This window comes from Marinobacterium sp. BA1 (genome assembly GCF_041155135.1).
Classification (GTDB): Bacteria; Pseudomonadota; Gammaproteobacteria; order Pseudomonadales; family Balneatricaceae; genus Marinobacterium; species Marinobacterium iners.
Genome location: NZ_BAAFHC010000001.1, coordinates 2,342,623 through 2,364,486, shown reverse-complemented (window position 1 = coordinate 2,364,486; position 21,864 = coordinate 2,342,623). Strand labels below are relative to the sequence as shown.

At 56.1% G+C, this 21,864-nt stretch carries 22 protein-coding genes; 15 read left to right on the top strand and 7 right to left on the bottom strand.

Annotation, left to right across the window (positions count from 1 at the left end):
- Nucleotides 1-12: 12 nt before the first annotated feature.
- From ACAM29_RS11470 to ACAM29_RS11450, 5 genes are read left to right on the top strand one after another with little or no spacing between them, the layout of a single operon-like run.
- On the top strand, nt 13-312 hold the full coding sequence (locus tag ACAM29_RS11470; protein ID WP_091822005.1) for a MoaD/ThiS family protein: 300 nt from the start codon (nt 13-15) through the stop codon (nt 310-312).
- Between the two features lie 18 nt (nt 313-330).
- Nucleotides 331-2,139 (top strand): CoA transferase, encoded by a 1,809-nt coding sequence (locus ACAM29_RS11465; RefSeq protein ID WP_369624187.1) that lies wholly within the window; start codon nt 331-333, stop codon nt 2,137-2,139.
- Nucleotides 2,136-3,785 (top strand): class I adenylate-forming enzyme family protein, encoded by a 1,650-nt coding sequence (locus ACAM29_RS11460; protein ID WP_369624186.1) that lies wholly within the window; start codon nt 2,136-2,138, stop codon nt 3,783-3,785. The genes ACAM29_RS11465 and ACAM29_RS11460 overlap by 4 nt, the downstream gene beginning before the upstream one ends.
- A 9-nt stretch (nt 3,786-3,794) precedes the next feature.
- Nucleotides 3,795-4,961, top strand: coding sequence for an acyl-CoA dehydrogenase family protein (locus ACAM29_RS11455; protein WP_369624185.1), 1,167 nt, complete (start codon nt 3,795-3,797; stop codon nt 4,959-4,961).
- Nucleotides 4,954-6,144, top strand: a complete 1,191-nt coding sequence (locus ACAM29_RS11450; protein WP_369624184.1) for a CynX/NimT family MFS transporter — start codon at nt 4,954-4,956, stop codon at nt 6,142-6,144. Before ACAM29_RS11455 ends, ACAM29_RS11450 begins: the two co-directional genes overlap by 8 nt.
- Nucleotides 6,145-6,205: 61 nt before the next feature.
- Here the strand turns inward: ACAM29_RS11450 and ACAM29_RS11445 are convergent, their stop codons facing one another.
- The 7 genes from ACAM29_RS11445 to ACAM29_RS11415 form a co-directional block, all read right to left on the bottom strand.
- On the bottom strand, nt 6,206-8,284 hold the full coding sequence (locus ACAM29_RS11445; protein ID WP_369624183.1) for a TonB-dependent receptor: 2,079 nt from the start codon (nt 8,282-8,284) through the stop codon (nt 6,206-6,208).
- Nucleotides 8,285-8,382: 98 nt separating this feature from the next.
- Complete coding sequence (locus ACAM29_RS11440) at nt 8,383-9,282, bottom strand: helix-turn-helix transcriptional regulator (RefSeq protein ID WP_369624182.1); 900 nt, start codon at nt 9,280-9,282, stop codon at nt 8,383-8,385.
- Nucleotides 9,283-9,443: 161 nt separating this feature from the next.
- Entirely contained in the window at nt 9,444-9,584 is a 141-nt protein-coding gene (ykgO, locus tag ACAM29_RS11435) for a type B 50S ribosomal protein L36 (protein WP_010323113.1), read from the bottom strand.
- A 13-nt stretch (nt 9,585-9,597) separates the two neighbouring features.
- Nucleotides 9,598-9,858 carry a type B 50S ribosomal protein L31 gene (locus ACAM29_RS11430; RefSeq protein ID WP_091821977.1) on the bottom strand — a complete coding sequence of 87 codons (261 nt, stop codon included), beginning with the start codon at nt 9,856-9,858 and terminating at the stop codon, nt 9,598-9,600.
- Between the two features lie 523 nt (nt 9,859-10,381).
- Nucleotides 10,382-10,528, bottom strand: coding sequence for a hemin uptake protein HemP (gene hemP / locus ACAM29_RS11425; RefSeq protein ID WP_091821973.1), 147 nt, complete (start codon nt 10,526-10,528; stop codon nt 10,382-10,384).
- 159 nt (nt 10,529-10,687) lie between these two features.
- Complete coding sequence (locus tag ACAM29_RS11420) at nt 10,688-11,893, bottom strand: DUF2325 domain-containing protein (protein WP_369624181.1); 1,206 nt, start codon at nt 11,891-11,893, stop codon at nt 10,688-10,690.
- Nucleotides 11,894-11,968: 75 nt separating this feature from the next.
- The gene (locus ACAM29_RS11415; protein WP_369624180.1) at nt 11,969-12,148 is read right to left on the bottom strand and encodes a hypothetical protein; all 180 of its coding nucleotides are present in this window, start codon (nt 12,146-12,148) and stop codon (nt 11,969-11,971) included.
- A 685-nt stretch (nt 12,149-12,833) separates the two neighbouring features.
- On the opposite strand from ACAM29_RS11415, the gene ACAM29_RS11410 reads away from it, so the two are divergent.
- The 10 genes from ACAM29_RS11410 to dmpH all read left to right on the top strand — a co-directional run bounded on the left by ACAM29_RS11410 (nt 12,834) and on the right by dmpH (nt 21,864).
- Nucleotides 12,834-13,757 carry a catechol 2,3-dioxygenase gene (locus ACAM29_RS11410; RefSeq protein WP_369625144.1) on the top strand — a complete coding sequence of 308 codons (924 nt, stop codon included), beginning with the start codon at nt 12,834-12,836 and terminating at the stop codon, nt 13,755-13,757.
- Between the two features lie 104 nt (nt 13,758-13,861).
- Nucleotides 13,862-14,161 (top strand): phenol hydroxylase subunit, encoded by a 300-nt coding sequence (locus ACAM29_RS11405; RefSeq protein ID WP_369624179.1) that lies wholly within the window; start codon nt 13,862-13,864, stop codon nt 14,159-14,161.
- Between the two features lie 52 nt (nt 14,162-14,213).
- Nucleotides 14,214-15,197, top strand: a complete 984-nt coding sequence (locus ACAM29_RS11400) for an aromatic/alkene monooxygenase hydroxylase subunit beta (protein WP_369624178.1) — start codon at nt 14,214-14,216, stop codon at nt 15,195-15,197.
- 11 nt (nt 15,198-15,208) lie between these two features.
- Nucleotides 15,209-15,478, top strand: a complete 270-nt coding sequence (locus ACAM29_RS11395) for an MmoB/DmpM family protein (RefSeq protein WP_369624177.1) — start codon at nt 15,209-15,211, stop codon at nt 15,476-15,478.
- A 16-nt stretch (nt 15,479-15,494) separates the two neighbouring features.
- Entirely contained in the window at nt 15,495-16,994 is a 1,500-nt protein-coding gene (locus ACAM29_RS11390) for an aromatic/alkene/methane monooxygenase hydroxylase/oxygenase subunit alpha (RefSeq protein WP_091821873.1), read from the top strand.
- A gap of 77 nt (nt 16,995-17,071) precedes the next feature.
- Complete coding sequence (locus ACAM29_RS11385; RefSeq protein ID WP_369624176.1) at nt 17,072-17,434, top strand: phenol hydroxylase subunit P4; 363 nt, start codon at nt 17,072-17,074, stop codon at nt 17,432-17,434.
- A gap of 20 nt (nt 17,435-17,454) precedes the next feature.
- A complete protein-coding gene (locus tag ACAM29_RS11380; RefSeq protein WP_369624175.1) occupies nt 17,455-18,516 on the top strand; it encodes an NADH:ubiquinone reductase (Na(+)-transporting) subunit F in 1,062 nt (353 codons plus the stop codon).
- A gap of 287 nt (nt 18,517-18,803) precedes the next feature.
- Entirely contained in the window at nt 18,804-20,264 is a 1,461-nt protein-coding gene (locus ACAM29_RS11375) for a 2-hydroxymuconic semialdehyde dehydrogenase (protein WP_369624174.1), read from the top strand.
- Nucleotides 20,265-20,272: 8 nt separating this feature from the next.
- Nucleotides 20,273-21,070 (top strand): 2-oxopent-4-enoate hydratase, encoded by a 798-nt coding sequence (gene dmpE / locus ACAM29_RS11370; RefSeq protein ID WP_369624173.1) that lies wholly within the window; start codon nt 20,273-20,275, stop codon nt 21,068-21,070.
- On the top strand, nt 21,070-21,864 hold the full coding sequence (dmpH, locus tag ACAM29_RS11365; protein ID WP_369624172.1) for a 2-oxo-3-hexenedioate decarboxylase: 795 nt from the start codon (nt 21,070-21,072) through the stop codon (nt 21,862-21,864). Before dmpE ends, dmpH begins: the two co-directional genes overlap by 1 nt.

Here is a 21,864-nt window from a genome sequence, read left to right as displayed (position 1 = left end):
CAAGGAGTACCCATGTCTATCACTGTAATGATCCCATCTGTTCTGCGTCCGTTTACTCAGGGTAACAAAGAAGTCAGCGCGGAAGGCAAAACCATCACCGATGTGATTGCCAGCCTGGAAGCACAGTACCCCGGAATCAATGCGCGGTTGATGTCTGGTGGGCAGTTGCACCGCTACATCAATATTTTTCTGAATGATGAAGACATTCGCTTTTCCCAGGGGCTGGACACGCCGGTTATCCGTGGCGATCGGCTGACTGTATTGCCGGCGGTCGCCGGTGGTGCATTGGCCAAGACAGTTGGCGACAAGTGAGTGCCCGTGATGAGATCAATGCTCGATTCATTAACGCTCACTTGGCATAGCCGCTGCGATCATGATGGTTGGGCTCCCTTTGTGTCGGCGGTTAACCTTCTGGCGAAGTCACTGGGTATAAATGTGTTGCCTGGTGAAACCTTACAGGCCGAGCCGGACTGTCTGGCATTCGGTTTACAGGGTTGCGGCCAAAATGAAGTGCGGGTTGTTACCGCCACTGGTATCCCGGGGATGGCGCCGTCTGAGTCGGTGCTGCAGGCCCAGTGCGGCATCATGTCGGTGCATGGGCGCTCGAGTGGCGGTGCGCAGGCGCTGGGATTGCCTTATGTATCGGCGCTGTCCGCCATTTTGGCGCTGCAGGGCGGACTGGCGGTACTGGTGTCCGCCCAACAGGGACGACCTTACCGTGACGTCTGGGTATCGATGCTGGGGGCGGGGCTGATTAGTATCGGTCAATATCTGGCGGGTGCCACTGCCGCCGATGAGGCCGAATCAATCCTGCCGGATTCCTCCTCGCCATCATTTCGCCCGCCCTTTGTCTCATCCGATGGTGTTCGATTTGAACTGGAAACCCTAACGCCGGAGCCTTGGCGGCAGTTCTGGGAGCAAGTCGATTTGCCCGACGCGGTGGCCGGTCGTGCCTGGCGAGGCTTTCTGATGCGTTACGCCCGTGCAGAATCACCCATGCCGGAGGCCTGTATGCAGGCGTTGGCTCAACTACCTTTTGCCCGTATCCAAGCTTTGGCGGAAGCTGCCGGCGTAGCGGTAATTCCACTGAAAAACTGGCGCGAGGCAGAGGCCAGCGCCATGGCACCAAGGCTGTGGCAGGTGCAACAGGGGCCGATTGCTCCGGCGCTGAGACAAGCTGGTGAGGATGCTACTCTGCCTTTGGCCGGGATCAGAGTAATGGAATCCTGCCGCCGGATTCAGGGCCCGCTGGCCGGTCACCTGTTAAGTCTGGCCGGGGCTAAAGTACTGCGCCTGGAGCCCCCTGGCGGCGACCCGCTACGGGCGATGCCGCCTTGTGTTAATGGCTGTTCAGTCCGTTTCGATGCGATCAGTGCCTGCAAGCAGGTCACGGAAGTGGATATACGTACAACGGAAGGGCGGGATTCTATCGCTGCGTCGTTGCCGGAAACCGACGTCTTTTTGCAAAACTGGGCGCCGGGAAAGGACCGGGCACTGGGACTGGATTTTGACATGATGACGTCTCATCAGCCGGGGCTGGTGTACACCTATGCTGGTGGCTGGGGCACTGAAAAGACCGATTTGCCGGGCACCGATTTTGTGGTTCAGGCTTGGTCGGGAGTAGCGTCCGTGATTGCCGAGCAGTCCGGCGAAAAGGGAGGCTCTCTGTTTACAGTGTTGGATGTGCTCGGTGGTGCCATGGCCACGTTGGGTGCAACGGCAGGCCTGTTGTACCGTGCATTGGATCAGCGTGGAGTGCGCATCGAAAGCAGCTTGTTGGGAGGCGCTGAACTGTTGTTGCAGCTAGTGCGAAATTATCAGTCTCGCCCCATATTTGAGACGGTAGTGTCGACCGGGCAGGGGCTATTGGCCATCGAATGCAACACAGACTGCGAATACAGGGCGCTGTGTAACTTGGCCGGTATAGAGCATTGCTCGAAAGCCGAGTTGCTACCCCAATTGCAGGACAGATTGTTATCCCGGACCGCCCAGTATTGGGAAACACGCCTGCGTGAGGAGCGTGTACCGGCATCCGTCGTTATCGAACACCTGAGCGATCTTTGTACCTGCGAGATAACTCAACCCTACCTGATATGTCGTGACTATGCGGCTGTGCAATCCCCCTGGAGGTTCATATGAATACTGCCGGCATTATCGATCTGGTTCCACCCGCTGTACGTCAACAGTGGAAAGACGAAGGTATTTATCCGAATAAACCGGCTTTTGAGCTGTTTCGAGAGCAGGTCGAAGCGCATCCCGACCAGGCTGCGGTGATCAGTCCGGATGAGAGCATATCCTATCGCGAGCTGTATCAGTCTGCGCTGCGCCTGGCACGCGGTTTTCGTGATGCCGGCGTGGTGCCGGGCGATGTAATCGCCTGTCAGCTACCCAACCATTGGGCTTGCTGCGCCATTGACCTGGCGGCGGCCGCGCTTGGCGCGGTGGTTGCGCCTTTTCCGGCCGGGCGTGACCGACTGGACATACAGTCGCTGGTTCGACGCTGCAATGCCCGCGTCATTGTGGCACCGGAGGCCTACAACGAGGTGGATCTGTGCGCGATGATTGAGTCGTTGCGGCCGTCGCTGCTGTCGCTGCGCCTGTTGGTCGTGCAGGGCGCGTCACGTGCGGGCTGGCAGACGCTGGACCGGATGCTGGACGCTGAGCCTCTGTCTGAAGCGGAGTTACCGTTGGTCTGTCCCGACTCGCCGGTGCGCCTGTTGGTGTCGTCCGGTACTGAGTCCGAACCCAAGCTGGTGGCCTATTCCCACAATGCGCTGGTCGGTGGTAGGGGGCGTTTCCTGCAACGCCTGTTACCCGAGAACGAGACGTTTACCGGTTTTTATATGGTGCCGTTAGGCTCGGCCTTCGGTTCTACGGCGACTGTCGGTGTGTTGTGCTGGCTGGGCGGCACGGTGGTGATCATGCAGAAATTCAGCGTTTCCCAGGCAGTCCAGATGATTGAACGCAATAAGCCTAATTTCCTTCTGGGTGTGCCGACGATGATGCAGCGTATCGCAGCAGAACCAGCACTGCAGCAGATCGACAGAAGCGGGCTGCGTGCCCTGATATGTGGTGGCGCTGTGATTGATCGGGCCACGGTTCAGCGCTGCACGGGTGCTTTCGGCTGTAGTTTCATCAACCTGTATGGCTCGGCCGATGGTGTCAACTGCCATACCCTGCCGGATGATGATATCGAAGCGATCCTGACAACTGCTGGCAAGCCCAATCCTGGCGTATGTGAGATCCGCATTGTCAACGATGAGGGGAAAACACTGCCGCAGGGCGAAATTGGAGAGGTGCTGGCACGTGGCCCCCTGAGCCCGATGCAGTATGTCAACGCTCCAGATCTGGATGCCCGCTACCGAACGTCAGAGGGCTGGGTCAAAACGGGCGATCTGGGCATGATCGATGCCAAAGGCTACCTGGTGCTGAAGGGACGCAAGAAGGACATCATCATACGCGGCGGGGTCAATATCAGCCCGGTGCAGGTTGAAGGACTGGTGGCCGAGCACCCTGACGTGGTGTCGGTCGCCTGTGTTCCGGTCCCGGATGAGGACATGGGCCAGCGCCTTTGTTTGTGCGTCACATTGAAAGAAGGCAGTACGCGCTTTTCATTGTCGACTATCCGGGGCTTTTTACAGCAGGCCGGACTGGATGCCGGCAAGCTGCCGGAGTATCTGCACTTTCGCCGCCAATTGCCGATGACCCCAGCAGGGAAGGTCGACAAGCGTGAGCTGGCGCAAGATGTTGCCGCATTGGCGGTACCCACATTAAAGGCAGGTTGAGGATCAGTCATGACAACATTTACTGGCCAGACATTGGCCGAGCAGGTCCGACACTTTGTCGATACCCGCATCATTCCGCGTGAGGCTGAGCTGGCCGCGGAACATGATGGAGCTTCGCAGCTGAGCGATCAATTGGCGCAGGAAGCACGACAGGCGGGGCTTTCAGGCTTGTTCTTTCCTGATGCACTGGGTGGGGAAATTGCCACCCTTGGCGATTACCTGCCGGTGGCGTTTGAAGAAGGACGATCTGAGTTCGCGCCCGCGATCCTTGGGGCGGACCTGACCGTGGATGCACATATGCTGCACCGCTTCGGTAGCCCGCTGATCCATGAGCGTTTTGCCAAACCTTTGGCGGCCGGTCTGACGGTTGCCGGTTATGCCATGTCGGAGCCTGATCGCAGCGGTTCGGTGCCGGCAACGCTGGCGTTCGATGCACGCAAGGCCGCTGATGGCTGGTGTCTGAACGGACGCAAGTGGTTTATCTGTCGCTCCGGGCGGGCGCAGTTCTTCACTGTGGTGGCGCGGACGGCTGAGGATTCCCTGTCTATGCTGCTGGTACCCGCCGATACGCCGGGCTTTACCTATGAAGGTGGTTTGAACATCCTGGGGTACTGGCAGGGGCAAGGCGCGCTCAGCTTCGATCAAGTACGGATTCCGTTCAGTTACCTGCTTGGTCGCGAGGGGCAGGGAAGGCAGGTGATGCAGTCCCGTCTGTTGCTGGGGCGGATGCTGAGATCGGCGCACTGGATAGGTCTGGCTCGGCGCTGTTCAGAATTGATGCACGCGCGTATACATTCCCCGCGCGGGAGCCTCATTCCGTTGGCGGACAAGCAGCTTGTACGGGCGCGCGTGTATGATGTTTACCGTGCAATCGCCAGTGCTGAAGGGCTGTTGCAAACCGCTGCTGCCGGGTATGACCGCGGTGAAACGGACAGCATCGCAGTTAATGTGGCCAAGCTGGCCGCCTCTGATGCCCTGAGCAGGGCGGTGGACAGTGCGATTCAGGTACATGGCGCCGAGGGGCTGGGCGACGGCCTGCCGCTGGCGCGTATTCATGCGCTGGCGCGGGCCACGCATATTCTCGATGGTGCCGATGAAGCGCTTGTCAGCAGTATTGGCCGAGAACTTCTGCGAGAAAGTGCGGTTGGCGACGCTCCAGAGGTGCGTTATGCATAATCAAATCAGGGTCTCCGAGCCTGCCCTGACGGCCCTGCTGTTGGCCGCCATGGGGATGCCGATGATGGTCTTTTACGCGGTGGGGGTACTGGGTCCCGAGATTATGTGGACTCTGCAGCTGCCAGTAGCGGCGCTGGGATGGCTAACCACGGCCACCTTTGGCGTGGCCGCCGCCGCGTCATTGGTGGCTGGACCGCTGGTGAGCCGCATTGGCGTGCGTTGCAGCCTGTTGGCCCTGTTTGTCCTGGTGGCGCTGTCTTTTGGGCTGATTAGAATGACATCCGGCTTTTATGGCCTGTTGATGGCGTTGTTGGTCTGTGGACTGGCGCAGGCGCTGGCCAACCCGTCAACCAACCAGGCCATTGCGCACTGGGCTGATCCGGAACGCAAGGCTTTTCTGGTTGGCCTTAAACAGTCTGGGGTGCAATTGTCCGCCCTGCTGGCGGGTGCGTTGATGCCCTTGCTGGCGGGTTGGTTTAGTTGGCAGGATGCCTTTCTATTCTGGGTGCCGGTGCTCATCGTGCTGGTGCTGCTGGGGGCCAGGATGATTCCGAGTGATCAGAGTGATCGGTCTTCACGTCCCATTAGCGTGATACGACCGAATCGTGCATTGATTCTGCTGGCGCTGGTGCAGCTTGGGGTCGGGCTGACCCTGTCTTCGTTCATGACCTATCTGGGGGTATTTGCCGCGGAAATGGGAGTGTCGCCGTCCTCGGTAGGATTGATGGTGATGCTGTTCGGCGTGATCGGCGTGTTGGCAAGGACATTGCTGACCCCGCTAGCCCGGAACTGGCCAGACGAGTCGTTGATGCTGGGTGTGTTGATCGTGGGTGCCTGTGTGGCGTTAAGCGTCATGCAGTTAACGACGCAGGCGTATCATCTACCACTGTGGTCGGCGGTTACGGGCATCGGGGCTACACTGGTGGCCACCAACGCCATTGCCATGAGCATGCTGCTGCATGATCCCGGTTTCGGCGAGGTTCCGCGAGCTTCCGGCTGGTTGTCGGCCGGTTTTTTCACCGGTTTTGCGTTGGGGCCACCCGGCTTTGGTGCGCTGGTGGCGACCTGGGGCTTTACTATAGCCCTGTGGGGACTGGTGGCGTGTTTGCTGCTGGCGCTGGTCGCCGTGGTGATGCTTGCAGGGCACAGACGGCGCCGGGCGGAATTGGCCCCTGCCAGTTGATGAATCTATCGGTTTCGCCCCCGCCCCCGCCCCGGATGCCCGGCGTCCGGGGCTTTTGTCATTACCAGCGTGCCGACAGGTTGAGACTGATTTCCCGCGCGGCTGCATCTTCCACCAGCAAACCGTTGGGCGTATTCAGCGCCCGGGTGTAGTACTGCTCGTCGAACAGGTTCTGTGCCGCCAGTGACAGGCGATAGTCGCGGAACGCATAGCCCAGCTCCATGTCGACGCTCTGCCAGGCCGATTGCTTGACCTGATTCTGGCTGTCGAAGTAGTAGCCGCCGCTGCCGTTGAGGCGAGCCTGGCCAAACCAGCCGTGTCCCTTGTCATACTGAACGCCCAGGCTATAGGTGTAGGGAGCCGCCAGCGGCAGCTTGTTGCCGGACAGGTTGGTACGCACAAGCTGTCCGCCCGAGAAGGTGTTCTGTGTGTAGTCGGTAGCTTCGGCATGTTGTAGGCCGAAGGTCGAGTCAAGCTGCCAGCCCTGGCCCAAAGGAGCCTTCAGCGCCAGTTCCAGTCCGTAGCTGCGTGCCTTGGCCGCATTGGAGACGGATTGGGTGCCGCCGGGTTGCAGGTCGACAATCTGTTTGTCGCTGATCCGGCTGTAGAAGAGGTTGATGTCCGCTTCGAGTTGGCCGTTGAAAAGGTCGGTTTTCAGCCCCAGTTCGGCGGTGTCGGTGTATTCGGCGTCATAGGTGAAACTCTCGGCATCACTGGCCTGATTGTAGTTGTAGCTGCCGGGCAGGTAACCGCGTGACAGGTTGAAGTAGGCCAGGCTGCCGTCCGTCAGGTGATAGCTGAGCCCCAGGTTGGGCAGGAACTCGGTGTTGCCGTGATCGGCGGAATAGCGACGCTGGCCCAGCAGGCTGATGTTGTCCTGGTTCCCGCTTTGGTCTAGGTACTCAAGACGCGCTCCCGTGGTCAACATCCAGCGTTCGCCCAGCGGGAATTCGACCTGGCCGAACAGGGCAACGCCTTCCTGATCGATATTGGTGTGCCGCAGTGTGGTGGGTGTACCAGTGCTGAAATCGATATCGCTGTCTTCATTGAACAGGTACAGGCCGATCAGCCACTGGCGCGCTGCGCTGGGCAGTGACGACAGCCTTATCTCCTGTGACCACATTCGGTTGTCCTGATCCAGGGCCGATGCTGGGGCTGGAAGGGTGGAAGCGTCCATATCCATGATGAAGTGACGGTCATAATGGCTGACACCTGTGATGGCGGTCAGCTCGGCGGTCGGCAGTTGGTGTGTCAGTCTGATGGAGTGAACGCCGGTATGCTGCTCGTTGTAGGCATCACGGTTGTATGCGGTGGTGAAGGGATCGGTACGCAGGGGGCCGCTGGCGTAGCGCATGCGCTCCATGTCGTTGTTGGTCCTGTCCAGACGGCTGCGAAAAGCGAGCCGTGTTCGTTGGGACAGATCGAGGTCGGCGCTGGCCGATAGTGACAGCTGTTCGAAGTCGCCAGCTTCATCGTGCAGTGCATGAGTGTTGTGAATGCCGGTGCCGCCGCCTTCGGCGCGGATGGCGAGTCCTGCTTTCAGCGCATCATTCAGAGGGCCGGACACGCCGGCGGCCAAGCGGCTGCGTTGCTCGCCGTTGCCATTGTCGAGGTACAGCTGTGACAGTCTTGCCCAGGTTTCCAGCTGTTGGGCCGGGGCTGGAGTGATCAAGCGTAGCGCTCCCGCTTCCGTGTTGCGGCCGTACAGAGTGCCCTGTGGCCCCTTGAGCAGTTCGATACGGTCCAGGTTGAACAGTGCTGGAGCCTGGTTGAGCCCCAGTGGCAACCCTACGCCATCGACAAAGACCCCCAGAGGGTCCTGTAATCCGGTGTTAACAGCAGTAATACCGCGCAATACGATGCGTTTCTGTACCGATGAATCCTCCAGGCGCGCATTTGCGGTGCGTCCGGTCAGCGACTCCAGACTGCTCCAGAGTTCATGATCATCAGGTTCGGGTGTCAGTAGGGTTGGCGTGGCGGGCAATTGACGAGCATTTTCCTGCCAATGTCGGGCGGTAATCACCAGGGTATCGACCGTGGTTTCGGCGGCGGCTACCGTAATGCAGGGCGTTAGCATGAGCAGAGCCGCCAAAGGTTTGATAGGAAAGCGACGCGTCATCGTGAGTGTGTTGGAAGGCATGAGTGAGTCCTGGCCAGAGAAGAATGGCATTAATGTAGGCGCAGACGCGTAACAGTGCTTTCAGATGCTGAATCGGCCAGTGTCAAATGCCGCACGACTCAGGCGGCGTTGATACGATATTGCAGAGGCGTACAGCCATTGTGTTGGCGAAAGCTGCTGGAAAAGTGGCTGGCACTGCTGTAACCCAGCTGCAGTGCAATCTCCGTGATTTCACGTCGACTGTGCCTGAGTTGGTGCCGGGCCAGACTCATGCGGTGCTGGCGTAGCCAGCCGAATACGGTATTGCCAAAGTAGAGCTTGAACTCCCGGTTGAGCCGGACATGGCTCATGCCGGTTGCCTTTGCAAGCGCCTCCAGTGATGGGGGCGAGCACAGGTCTGCTGTCAGCAACTCGGTGGCTAGATGTAGGGTATCTGAAGCACCAGCAGGCGGCTGCGGAGGCGCTTCGGCCTGCATCAGGTTCAGGCTGTGCGCCAACAATTCGAGGGCTTGGGATTCTGCCATCAATTTGTCGATCGCTGTGCTGAGCGGGTTATTGAACAATCGTTGAAAACCGACCGGAGGCTGACTTTGGCGCGCGATTCGGCAGAGCCGAAAGGGGGGGATCAAGGCGGGTATCGCCGTGTCATACAGGCGTTGCGTTGAACATTTGACGACCTGCATGGCACATATCTGGTTGGCGGGCGTCAAGCGTTGCAGCGGCTCCTCGGCTGTTTGCATTACCCAGAGATCCCCCGGACGTACCGTACACTGGTGATTTTCCGTGCTGAACTGACAAATGCCACTGATCCCGTAAAGTACCAGCGTAGTGGGAGCAGGGTGTTCGATGCAGCACTGACAGGAATCGGTGAAGTTGCAATGACTTCGGGTAATCTGGATATCAGGGCTGATGCGTGCGGTGGTGAAGCGGTTTATACCGTCTACGGCCAGGCTTTGTTCAAACCAGCCACTGAGTTGCCGTTGCTTGATAAAAAAGTCAGCGGAAAGATGGAGAGGCATGTGTTTGATTAATCCCTGCTACTGAGAATCATTATCATAGCGATCTCGTGCAGAGTCTGCAAAAGGCTGAGTGCTGTTTGCATTTAGAAATAACATGGCGGTGCTGTAGCTGACTGGCCCGGAGGAAGGGGAGCTCCGGTACCAGCCAGTGCGTATGGAGGTTAGCGCTTTTTCACGCCACCCTGTCGCGCCTTGAAGCGCGGGTTGCTTTTACAGATGACGTAGTAGCGACCTCGACGTTTGACGACCTGACAGTCGGGGTGGCGTTGTTTGGCGGTCTTCAGTGAACTCAATACTTGCATGTTGTTACCCCCCTCAGTCCTTTTTGAAATTGCGATTACCGAAACGCTTGTTGAAGCGTGCCACTCGACCTTCGTTGCTGGCCTGACGCTGCTCGCCGGTATAGATAGGATGTGACGCGCTGGAAATATCCAGGTTGATCAGGGGATAGGTTTTGCCATCCTCCCAGGTGATCGTTTCAGTTGACGTGCAGGTTGAGCGGATACGGAATGTCTTGCCGCAGCTGGTGTCGCGGAAAACGACATAGTCGTACTCTGGGTGAATACCGTGTTTCATTTCTGCTCCGTTATAACATAATAAAATTAATAGTATTGAAAATCATTTTCATTAATGTGTAAAGGCTTTGTATTAGCACAATGAAGTTTGGTGACACAAGGCAGGTGTCTGGCTAGAGCATCTGCTTGTTGATCGCAGGCTTTGTCAAAGTCAACGCGCTACAGTCGATATCTCTGCCGGTGAGGTATCTACATTCACAACATGCTGCAGCGTCTCCGCCTTCACAGAGGGAGCCAGCATTAAAGCAAGTAATAGAGCACCGAGCAGAGGGATATGCAGGTGGTAAACAAGTGTTTTCATGTGCCCACCAAATCCGCTTCACCGTCCCACAGTACAGGGGCGACAAGTGACCTTTGTTGCGTATTCCGTTGATCAAAATGATGTCGCATTGGTGTGCTGGTGGTTGGGACATCGAAAATGAGATGCATGGCAATCGCCTTCTCGCAAAAACTGGTTGTATCAGGGAGACAGGCTGTGGCTGGCGGCTGAGCGTCTGGCTAATAGCTGTCAGGTTGGGTGAACGTTACTTGGTTAATATTAATTTGCCTTTGCGTGTGATGCGCAATCGGTAAGGTTCGTCATTGTGCAGAATGAGCAGTCCCGATGGACTCTTGACCAACTCGTCACTGCGTATCCATTTGACTCCCTGTTGCTCAAGTTTGTCAGTCATACATGCGGTCCTTGTCTGGCTTGCATAAGATGATAATGAGAATACTCATCATTATCATCTTATGCAAGCTTTCAGAGTTCCTGATGTAAAAAGGAGCAAAAAAAAACCATACATCAATTTTCCACCCTTAGTTGTTTTGGTTGCTGAATCTTGGGGGTATCAATCTACAATGGCTTCACAATTCTGCTTCAGTTGATATGTAAAGGTCGCAAGGCTTGCGCTGCGAAGCGGAATAAACCGCTTTGAATTGCGTTTGCAATACTTTTTGACCTGCAGGCAGGCGTTATGGCTGACGCAGTCAATGGGGCAGAACACCATGTCTGCTTTTGACAGGCATTGGCTGAGTTCCGGATGGCTGTTTTCAATGCCGCCGTCATGACAATAAAATTGCCCATTGTGGGCTTCTACAAATGATTTAAGCCTCGGAAACAGGGCTGTGCGCCCACCCACATAGGCCAGCTTGCGGCCGTTCAGGTCGAACAGGCGGGCGGTTCGGTTATGCTCGTCCTCACTGCGGCCGGGCTGTAACAGGTTTTCAACTGTAGACTCGAGGGCATCGCGCTCTTGCGTAGTCTCCAATAGTTGATCAACAAGCGCCTCCTGTCGTTCTTCCAAGCGTTTTATGTTCGTCAGGCGTTGCTGCAGTTGCTTCAGAGCCCAATCTTTCTGGCGAGCGATCAAGTGGTATTTCTTGCGCACAGATTCCAGTTCTTTCTGCACATTCGAAGGGCCATTTTCATCAGGTCGAATTTGTTGTCGCAAGCTTTGTAATGCTTTTTCTTGAGCCGTCACCAGACGGTTGCTTTGCTGCTGTGATTTTTGGTGTTGTATCTGCTGGCGTTCAAGCTTGTCACGCAGAGTGCAAACCTCCTGCTCAAGTTTGGCCATGTACTGCAAGTCAGCCCTGTTCAGCGCCCCTTGAAGGTGTGAGAGCATATGTACATCGCCAAGGGCCAGATCAACTAGGCTGGCAGGGGAGTGAGTGTGGCTGATAACGGCCCAGAAGGCTCCCGGTACTTGTCCTGCCTTGACAGCATCATGCCAGAACTTTTTTCGTTCTGAGTCAGTTGTCAGTGCGCCATAGGATTTGATCCAGCGGCTGTATTTTGAGTCGAGAATCTTCTGGATTCGGCGTGAGGGTGGCACGTTCTGGTCTGCCAATTGAACCAGGCTGCTGTGAAGATAGTAGTCACTGCCCTGCTCGACAAGCAATCCTGTCTGCCGGACTATCTTGACCAGTTCATCCAAAGTTAAGCAGGTGCCGATAACTGGGCAGTGGGTGTAGGTGGGGAGTTGCCAGAGTTTATAGCGTTTTGACAAGCGCTGATGCTTTGCTGAGTTGATACCGTTGCAGCTTTGGCACATGACAGGCACCTCCGAAGACCATTAGCATTACTACTGCATGATAATGCTAATGGTTATCATCTGCAATTATGTCATTCAGAAGCGGACCTTTGCAGATAGTCTTATGTCACGGCCGGCCTCTGGATAGCCCGAAATGATTGAGTATCCCGGATTGGCTGTAAGGTCTTCGACGCTGGCATGGCTGAGGTACTGCTTATCAAACAGGTTGTTGATACTCACCCGACGACGAAAGTGTCGCGGCCAGTAGGTAGCCACCGGGCATACACATCTGCGAAACAGCCAAGTTCAGCATTTATAGCCGTATACCCCTTTAACCTGATGGTAAGGGGAGGCAGCTTTTTTTAATGAATATTCCTCCCTAGGATGTTTATCAGGGCCTTTAGCTTTCCTGGTAGTTCAGCAATGCTGCATTCCGTACTGACATCTTTCGGCTCATCCCGCTTTTTGGTGCCCCGGTGGCTCTCATCAGCTCTTCGTCACCGTGTAGTAGCTGGTCAGCCTGATTGAGATCATGTTCGCTTGCGGCATTTGTGTTGAAATTGTGTGATGCCGGTGCGGGCATCGATACCTATCATGAGCTTTCAGTTGGGTAAGGCATGATTAGGAGCGTGCAAGCAGTTAGAAAGGTAAAAAGTGCAGAGTTTCTGGCCCTGATGTAGTGAAAATGATAGTCCAGAGCGTTGGGGCTGACTTGTTTTAGCTCCCTAGCTAGTCGCCTTCTTATACTCACAATTTTGTAACTCTGGATGGATTGCTTGACATTTTTGTAATCTATATTTCGGTTATGGGCTAGTGTAAATTTTGTTTTTTTGTTTATAAACATGATGTTACGGGTTTTGGCATCAAATATGCTTTGTAACAAGGCAAGCTAAGTCGAAGCAGCCATTTTTCGACGTATTAGACACTTATAAAAACAAAGCAGGAGTTACAGAATATGGCGATGACAGGTGTATTGCGTCCCGGACACGCACAGGTTCGAGTACTGGATCTTGAAGAGGGTATCAAGTTCTATCGTGATGTCATGGGGCTGGTTGAAACCGGTCGCGATGAGCATGGCCGAGTGTACTTCAAGTGCTGGGATGAACGTGATCACAGCAGTTATATAATCCGTGAAGCAGATCAGGCAGGCATCGACTTCTTCGGCTTCAAGGTATTGGATGAAGCGACATTGGATCAACTGGAAGCGGATCTGCAGGCCTATGGGATCGAAACCCGCCGCATGCCCGCCGGTGATCTGCTGGAGACCGGCGAGCGTGTCCGCTTTACGTTGCCGTCAGGTCATGAAATGGAGCTGTATGCCACCAAAACCGCCTGTGGCAACGGCATGTCGATGGTCAACCCTGCCCCCTGGTATGACGAGTCTGAAAAGGGTATTGCTCCTTTAAGACTGGATCATGCTCTGCTGTACGGCCCCAATATTGCTGAAGTCAAAAAGATCTTTACCGACGTGCTGGGCTTCTTTCTGGTCGAGCGTGTCATCGGCGAGGATGGCGAAAGTGAAGCCGCCATCTGGTTGTCCTGTTCCCATAAAGTGCATGATATTGCCTTTGCTGAATACCCGGAGCCCGGCAAGCTGCATCACTGTTCATTCCTGATGGAAAGCTGGGAAAAGGTGCTGCGCGCCGGTGACATCATGTCGATGAATGAAGTGGCGGTTGATATCGGCCCGACCCGTCATGGCATTACCCGTGGCTGCACCATCTACGCCTGGGACCCTTCCGGCAACCGCTTTGAGACCTTCATGGGCGGTTATCAACCCTATCCTGACTATGAACCCCTGACCTGGACGTTCGACAACTTCGCGCAGGGGCTGGATTACCCTCAACGCAAGCTGCATGAGACGTTCCTGACGGTCGTCAGCTAAGCCGACCAAGAATCGCCATTCCTGTGCGGGAGACAGACCTGAGGTCTGTCTCCGGGGCCTCCTTGCGCCTGATGTATGGGGGTGGTTTTTAAAAACAAGGGGTTATGAATATGCATCTGGTCAAGAAAGATCACGGGCGTGATGGCTTGGGGCGTCTGACCAAATTCATCAGAGTGAGAAGCGGTCCCGAGTCGCGCTTTGTCGAGTTTGACTTTGCCATTGGCGACCCTTCCCTGTTCGTTGAGCTGGTGATGCCCCAAAAGGCTTTCGAGCATTTCTGTGCCGTCAATGACGTAGTGCACATGAGTGAAGAGCAAATGCGTGCGGTAGATGCCGAAATGGAAAAGTGGCGCTACGGAGATGACACCTTGATGGCCCGTAACCATGACCATGGTGCCGAATAGCGGGTCCGAAGACACAGCAGCATAACAACAACAGCAGCTGGAGAAATTGAGTATGAGTATAGAGATTAAAACATCAACGCTGGAGCCGGTGCGCCACACATTTGCGCATATTGAGCGCCGCTTTGGCGACAAGCCGGCCACGCGCTATCAGGAAGCGACGTACGACGTCCAGGCCGAAACCAACTTCCATTACCGTCCCTATTGGGACCCGGAACGCGAGCTGAATGACCCGCGGCGCACAGCGCTGGTGATGCAGGACTGGTACGCCCTGAAAGACCCGCGTCAGTTCTATTACGGCACCTATGTGCAGCAGCGCGCCAAGATGCAGGAGATTGCCGAGAGCAACTTTGCCTTTTTCGAGAAGAGAGGCTTGGCGGAGCAGCTCGGGGACGCGGTGCGTTCGGAGGTGATTCGGTACTTGATACCCCTGCGCCATATTGAGCATACCGCCAACCTGAACAACATGTACGGAACCGCCTATGGCTATGGCACAGCGATTACGCAGGCGCTGCTGTATGACGGCATGGATCGTTTGGGTATCGCTCAGTACCTGTCGCGTATCGGTCTGCTGCTGGACGGTAACAGCGGTGAGGTGCTTAAGGAGGCCAAAAGCCTGTGGATGAACGATCCCATCTGGCAGGGTACACGCGCGCTGTGTGAAGAAACCCTGGTGGTGAAAGACTGGTTCGAGCTCTTTCTGGCTCAGGATCTGGTGATCGATACCTTGATGCATGAGCTGTTCTATAGCCAGTTTGATCAAAAACTAACTCAAAACGGTGGGCGTGATATCGCCATGCTGACGGAATTCATGCAGCAGTGGAACAAGGATACCGGACGCTGGATGGATGCGGTGATCAAAACCGCTGCCGCCGAATCCGAGCATAACAAGGCTCTTATGGCCAAATGGATTGGAACCTGGCGTGGCAAGGCTGCTGAAGCCCTGGCACCGGTCGCCGAGGAGATGCTGGGTGCGGATGCACTGGCATCCGCGTTGACCGTTCTCGATAAACGTGTGGCGAAAGCCGGCATCCAGTAAGGAGCAGACCCATGTCAAAGGTGTATATCGCACTGCAGGATAACGACGAGTCCCGCTACATCGTCGAGGCAATAGAAGAAGACAATCCGGACGTTACCGTGATCCATAACCCGGCCATGATCCGCATCGAAAATGAAGGGCATCTGGTGGTCAGGAAAAGCACGGTCGAGGAAAAAATGGGCCGTGACTGGGAAGTTCAGGAGTTGCATTTGAACCTGATTACTCTGGGCGGCAATGTCGATGAAGACGATGACCAGCTGAGTCTGTCCTGGAACGCATAATAAAAAGGTGAACACAATGGCAGCTAAAAAACTGAACCTGAAAGACAAGTACGGCCTGTTGACCCGTGATCTGGACTGGGAATTCTCCTACCAGGATCGCAAGGAGGCGTTTCCGTTTGAAGAGTTCGAAGGCATCAAGATCACCGACTGGGACAAGTGGGAAGATCCCTTCCGCCTGACCATGGACGCCTACTGGAAATACCAGTCCGAGAAAGAGAAGAAGCTTTACGCCATTCTGGATGCGTTTGCCCAGAACAATGGCCAGCTGAACGTGACCGATCCGCGTTACGTTAACGCCATCAAGATCTTCCTGACCGCGATTTCGCCACAGGAATACCAGGCGCATCAGGGCTTTGCCCATATCGGTCGCCAGTATGGCGGCGTGGGTGCCCGTGTCGCCTGTCAGATGCAGTCGCTGGACGAACTGCGCCATGTGCAGACTCAGGTTCACGCCATGAGTCAGTACAACAAGTACTTCGATGGCTTCCAGAACTGGTCGCACATGCAGGATCGCCTCTGGTACCTGTCGGTGCCGACCTCATTCTTCCATGATGCCCGCAGTGCCGGTCCGTTCGAGTTTCTGGTCGCAATCGGTTTCAGCTTTGAATACGTGTTGACCAACCTGCTGTTCGTACCGTTCATGTCCGGTGCTGCCTATAACGGTGACATGGCGACCGTGACTTTCGGTTTCTCGGCTCAGTCCGATGAAGCACGTCACATGACGCTGGGTCTTGAGGTGATCAAGTTCCTGCTGGAACAACATGAAGACAACGTGCCGATCGTACAGAAATGGATCGACAAGTGGTTCTGGCGCGGCACCCGCCTGCTCAGCGTGGTGGCGATGATGATGGATTACATGCTGCCGAACAAGGTGATGAGCTGGCAGGAAGCCTGGGAGGTCTACTTCGAGGAAGCCGGTGGCGCCCTGTTCAAGGATCTGGTGCGTTATGGTATCAGGATTCCGAAATTTGCCGATCAGGTTGAGAAGGAAAAAGAGCACGTGTCCCATCAGACCTGGTGGACCTTTTACACCTATGGCCAGGCGGCCGGTTTCCACACCTGGATTCCGACTGACGAAGAGCTGGACTGGCTGAGCGAGAAATATCCTAACACCTTCGACAAGTACTACCGCCCACGCTGGGAGTATGCCAAGCAGCTCGAGGCCGAGGGCAAGCGTTTCTACAACGGCACACTGTTGCAGCTGTGTTCAACCTGTCAGTTGCCGCTGCTGTTTACCGAGATGGATGATCCGACGCTGATTGCCCATCGCGAGACCCACTACCAGGGTGAGCATTATCACTTCTGCTCTGACGGCTGTAAGGAGATCTTCGAAGAGGAGCCAGAAAAGTACGTGCAGTCCTGGCTGCCGGTCCATCAGATCTATCAGGGCAATTGCGGTGGTCCTGATCTGCCGGGAATTCTGGAGTTCTGCGGCATCAATCTGGGCAGCGACAACCTGGACATCAAGGGCTCGCCTGACGAAGTGCGCTGGAAAGAGTGGAAAGGTGTGGCTTAACCCTTCATCGACAACATGTGTACCCGCAACCTGCCGCCGAAGCCGCGTGGCAGGTTGTGAAACCGAGGATAAAAACAATGCCAGTACATGCTTATACACCCGAATATCGGGGTGAAGTCAGAGACCGTGCAGAGAATTTTCACGGCAATCATGTGGTGTATGTCTGTTGGGAGCGCCACCTTCTTTTTTCATGTCCGTTCGCCTTTCTGGTGCCCAAGGGCATGACCTTTCGTGAGCTGAGGGATCAGTTGATGGCCGAGGCCTATGGTCAACACCCCGAGTGGAGTCAGATCGACTGGGAACAGGCCAACTGGACGCTCAGTCATCAGTCATTTCAGCCAGAGCTGGATAAGGCCCTGGACGAGCAGGGGATTGGCCACAAGGCCAGCGTGCGCTTCAGTACGCCAGGGCTGAACGGAATCAGCGGTGCATCCATCTAGGCTGAGGGGGGAGTGCAGTCATGAGTTATGAAGTCACGGTAGAGCCAACCGGTGATGTAATTGAGGTAGAGGAGGGACAGACCATTCTGGACGCAGCCTTGCGTCAGGGTGTGTGGCTGCCTTTTGCCTGCGGTCACGGCACTTGCGCCACCTGCAAAGTGCAAGTGCTGGAGGGCGACGCCGATCTTGGCAATGCATCTCCCTTTGCCCTGATGGACATGGAACGTGAGGAGGGCAAGGTATTGGCCTGCTGCGCCATACCCGAGTCGGATATGGTGATAGAGGCTGATATCGATGTTGATCCGGACTTCGAGGGTTGCCCGGTGCATGACTTTGTTGGCACCGTGACTGACATCGTTGACCTGTCCCCGACCATCAAGGGGATCACATTTGAGCTGGACGATGACCTGGCATTCCAGGCCGGGCAGTACGTCAACCTGCGTATTCCCGGTGTCGAAGGCACACGTGCCTTTTCCATTGCCAACAAGCCATCGGACAGACGCGGGCTGGAGTTGCATGTGCGGCTTGTATCCGGTGGTGCCGGTACCACCTGGTTGCATGAGGTCCTGCAGGTGGGGGATACGCTCGATGTGTCCGGGCCCTACGGTCAGTTCTTCGTGCGCAAGTCCGATGATCAGGACGCGATTTTCATCGCCGGTGGTTCAGGCCTGTCCAGTCCACAGGCAATGATTCTGGACATGCTGGAAGAGGGCGATACGCGTCAGATCTACCTCTTTCAGGGCGCGCGCAATGTCGCTGAACTGTATAACCGTGAACTGTTCGAGACGCTGGACCGCGAGCATGAAAACTTCCACTACATTCCCGCTCTGAACGAGCCTCAGGATGAGGACTGCTGGGATGGTTTCAAGGGCTTTGTTCACGAAGCGGCGGCGAAGTATTTCGACAATCGCTTTAGCGGACACAAGGCCTATCTGTGCGGACCACCACCAATGATCGACGCGGCCATTACCACGTTGATGCAGGGGCGTCTGTTTGAGCGTGATATCCACATGGAGCGTTTTGTAACCGCAGCGGATGGGGCTCAGGAGCAAACGCGCTCGGCTCTGTTCAAGCGAATTTGAGTTTTATGCAGGCCTGAAAATCTGTTCGCCATAGCTGTCGGGCCGATGCACTCTGAGAGGGCCTTGGGCAGCTTTTTTGCGGAACCATCCTGATGGAGGTTCCGCTTTTTTGTATTGGGATAGCGCTCAATTAATACCTAATAAGTATCAAGAATTACCATAAATAGTATTAGATGGTATGGGTGTGGTTGATTAGTCTGTGGGGAGTTCTCGAATTTCATTACCGGATTGAGTGTGGGTATTCGAGCGTGGATTTCCAAACCAATCAAACCACAGGTCAAACCGAGATGCGCCTGATCAATAATTTCATAAACGGGCAGTTCGAGGTCGCTGAGCACGACAAGCGCTTCGAGAAACGTTCACCGGTCAACAACGAGATTATCGCGTCCATCGCCGAAGCGGGACGCTCTGATGTGGATCGTGCCGTGATGTCGGCCCGCAACGCCCTGCAGGGTGAGTGGGGTCGGATCTCACCTGAACAGCGCGTGGATCTGCTGTACGGCGTGGCGGACGAAATTACCCGCCGCTTCGACGAGTTTGTCGAGGCCGAAATGGCTGATACCGGACAGCCGCACCATGTCATGACCCATGCGTTTATTCCTCGCGGCGCCGCCAATTTCAAGGTGTTTGCCGATGTGGTCAAGAACGTTGCCAGTGAGTCCTTCAGGACCTCCACACCCGATGGCCGAGGCGCACTGAACTACGCCATGCGTGTACCCAAGGGTGTGATCGGCGTGATCTCGCCCTGGAACGCGCCCTTCCTGCTGATGACCTGGAAAGTCGGGCCGGCGCTGGCCTGCGGCAACACCGTGGTGGTCAAGCCCTCGGAAGAGACGCCGCTGACGGCCGCGCTGTTGGGCGAAGTAATGAACAGCGTTGGCATTCCGCAGGGCGTCTATAACGTGGTCAACGGCTTTGGCCCCAACTCGGCGGGTGAATTCCTGACCCAGCATCCGCAGGTGGATGCGATCACCTTCACCGGCGAAACCCGTACCGGTACCGCAATCATGAAGGCCGCCGCCGAAGGCACTCGTGATGTGTCCTTCGAGATGGGTGGCAAAAACGCCGGCATCGTGTTCGCGGACTGTGATTTTGACGCGGCGGTTGACGGTATCTTCCGCTCCGCATTCCTTAACAGTGGCCAGGTTTGCCTGGGCACGGAGCGCGTCTACGTTGAACGACCGCTGTTCGAGCGCTTCGTGAATGCTCTCAAAACCAGGGCTGAAAGTGTTCGTTTTGGTCACCCACTGGACAAGGCGTCCAACTATGGCCCGCTGATCAGCAGTGAGCACCGTGAAAAGGTACTGTCCTACTACCGCAAGGCGGTTGAAGAGGGGGCGACCGTCGTCACCGGTGGCGGTATTCCCGAGATGCCCGCAGAGCTGGCCGCGGGCAACTGGATCGAGCCGACCATCTGGACCGGTCTGGCCGATGATGCCGCCGTGGTGACCGAGGAAATATTTGGCCCCTGCTGCCATATTCGTCCCTTCGACACTGAAGAGGAGGTGGTGGCCCTGGCCAACAACACCGACTACGGCCTTTCGACCACCATCTGGACCCAGGATCTGACCCGGGCGCATCGCATGGCCGAGCGCGTTGATGTGGGTATCACCTGGATCAACAGCTGGTTCCTGCGCGATTTGCGCACCGCTTTTGGCGGCTCCAAACAGTCCGGTATCGGCCGTGAGGGGGGCGTGCACTCGCTGGAGTTCTACACCGAAACTCGCAATGTCTGCATCAAGCTCTGAGGTGAGAAATGGAGACTAACAGAATTCAAGAGCTCGGTGATGCGCTGTACAGCGCCTTCGTCGAACGTCGCACGATTGCGCCGCTGACCGATCAGGTGCCTGACATCACGCTTGAGGATGCCTACCGCATTCAGGAGCGCTTTATCGCCCGTCGCCTTGAAGCCGGTGAGCGCATTGTCGGCAAGAAAATCGGTGCCACCAGCAAGCCGGTGCAGCAGTTTCTCGGGGTCTATCAGCCCGATTTCGGTCAGTTGACGTCCGGTATGGTGTTCACCGATGGTGCCACTCTGGACCTGAACGGGCTGATCCAGCCCAAGGCCGAGGCTGAGCTGGCTTTTGTGTTAAAGGAGGATTTGAAAGGTCCGGGCATCACGGCGATGGATGTGATCAGGGCCACCGATTACGTAGTGCCCTGCTTCGAGATCGTCGATTCCCGCATCGATGACTGGAAAATCAAGATTCAGGACACAGTGGCGGATAACGCTTCCTGTGGCGTCTATGTGCTGGGCGAAACCAGGGGGGATCCACGCAAGCTGGATCTGACGCTGGCCGGCATGGTGCTGGAGAAAAACGGCGAGCTGTTTTCCACCGGCGTGGGCGCTGCGGTGCAGGGCTCTCCGGTCAATGCTGTGGTCTGGTTGGCCAATACCCTCGGTGAGCTGGGTATCCCATTCAAGGCCGGCGAGGTGATTCTGTCCGGTTCACAGTCACAGTTGGTGCCGGTCGTCGATGGTGACGAGCTGGTGTGCACGGTCGGTGGTCTGGGCAGCTGCCGCGTCAAGTTCAGCGGAAGGAGTGCAGTCTGATGGTTACCCTGTCTCGTGAAGATATCGTACGTCTGTGTGAGCGTGTTGAGGGGGCTCAGACCCGAGCCTACGCGATCCCGAAACTGACCGACGAATATCCCAATATGACCATGGCTGACGGCTATGCGATTCAAACCGAACTGCGCCGTCGATTTATCGAGCAGGGACACGCCCTGATCGGCTGGAAAGCGGGCCTGACCTCCAGGGCCAAAATGCAACAGATGGGTGTGGAGGTACCGTCCATTGGCTTTCTGACCGACAGAATGGCGCGGCCGGAAAGCTCCTCGATCACGGTATCCGATCTAGTGCACCCGCGGGTGGAATGCGAGGTTGCTTTCGTCACGAAGGCGGATTTGAGTGGCCCTGGCTGTACCGCCGAGCAGGTGCTGGCCGCGACCGATTATGTGCTGCCGGCCATCGAGATCATTGACTCCCGTTTTTCGGGTTTCAAGTTCGATCTGGAAAGTGTCGTGGCTGATAACGGCTCTTCCGCGCGCTTTGTCAGTGGTGGCCGTGCGCGCTATCCGGATGAACTGGATCTGCGAACGTTGGGCGTCGTGCTGGAGAAAAACGGTGAAATCGTCGAGATGGGGGCCGCTGCTGAAGTGCTGGGGCACCCTGCCGAAGCGGTCGCGATGCTGGTCAATATTCTGCATGACCTGGGTGAAACACTGCCAGCCGGCAGTTTTGTCATGAGCGGTGGTATCACCGCCGCTGTAGCGGTACAGCCGGGCGATCACATTAATGCCCGATTCCAGGAACTGGGCTCCATCTCCATTCGATTCGAACAATAA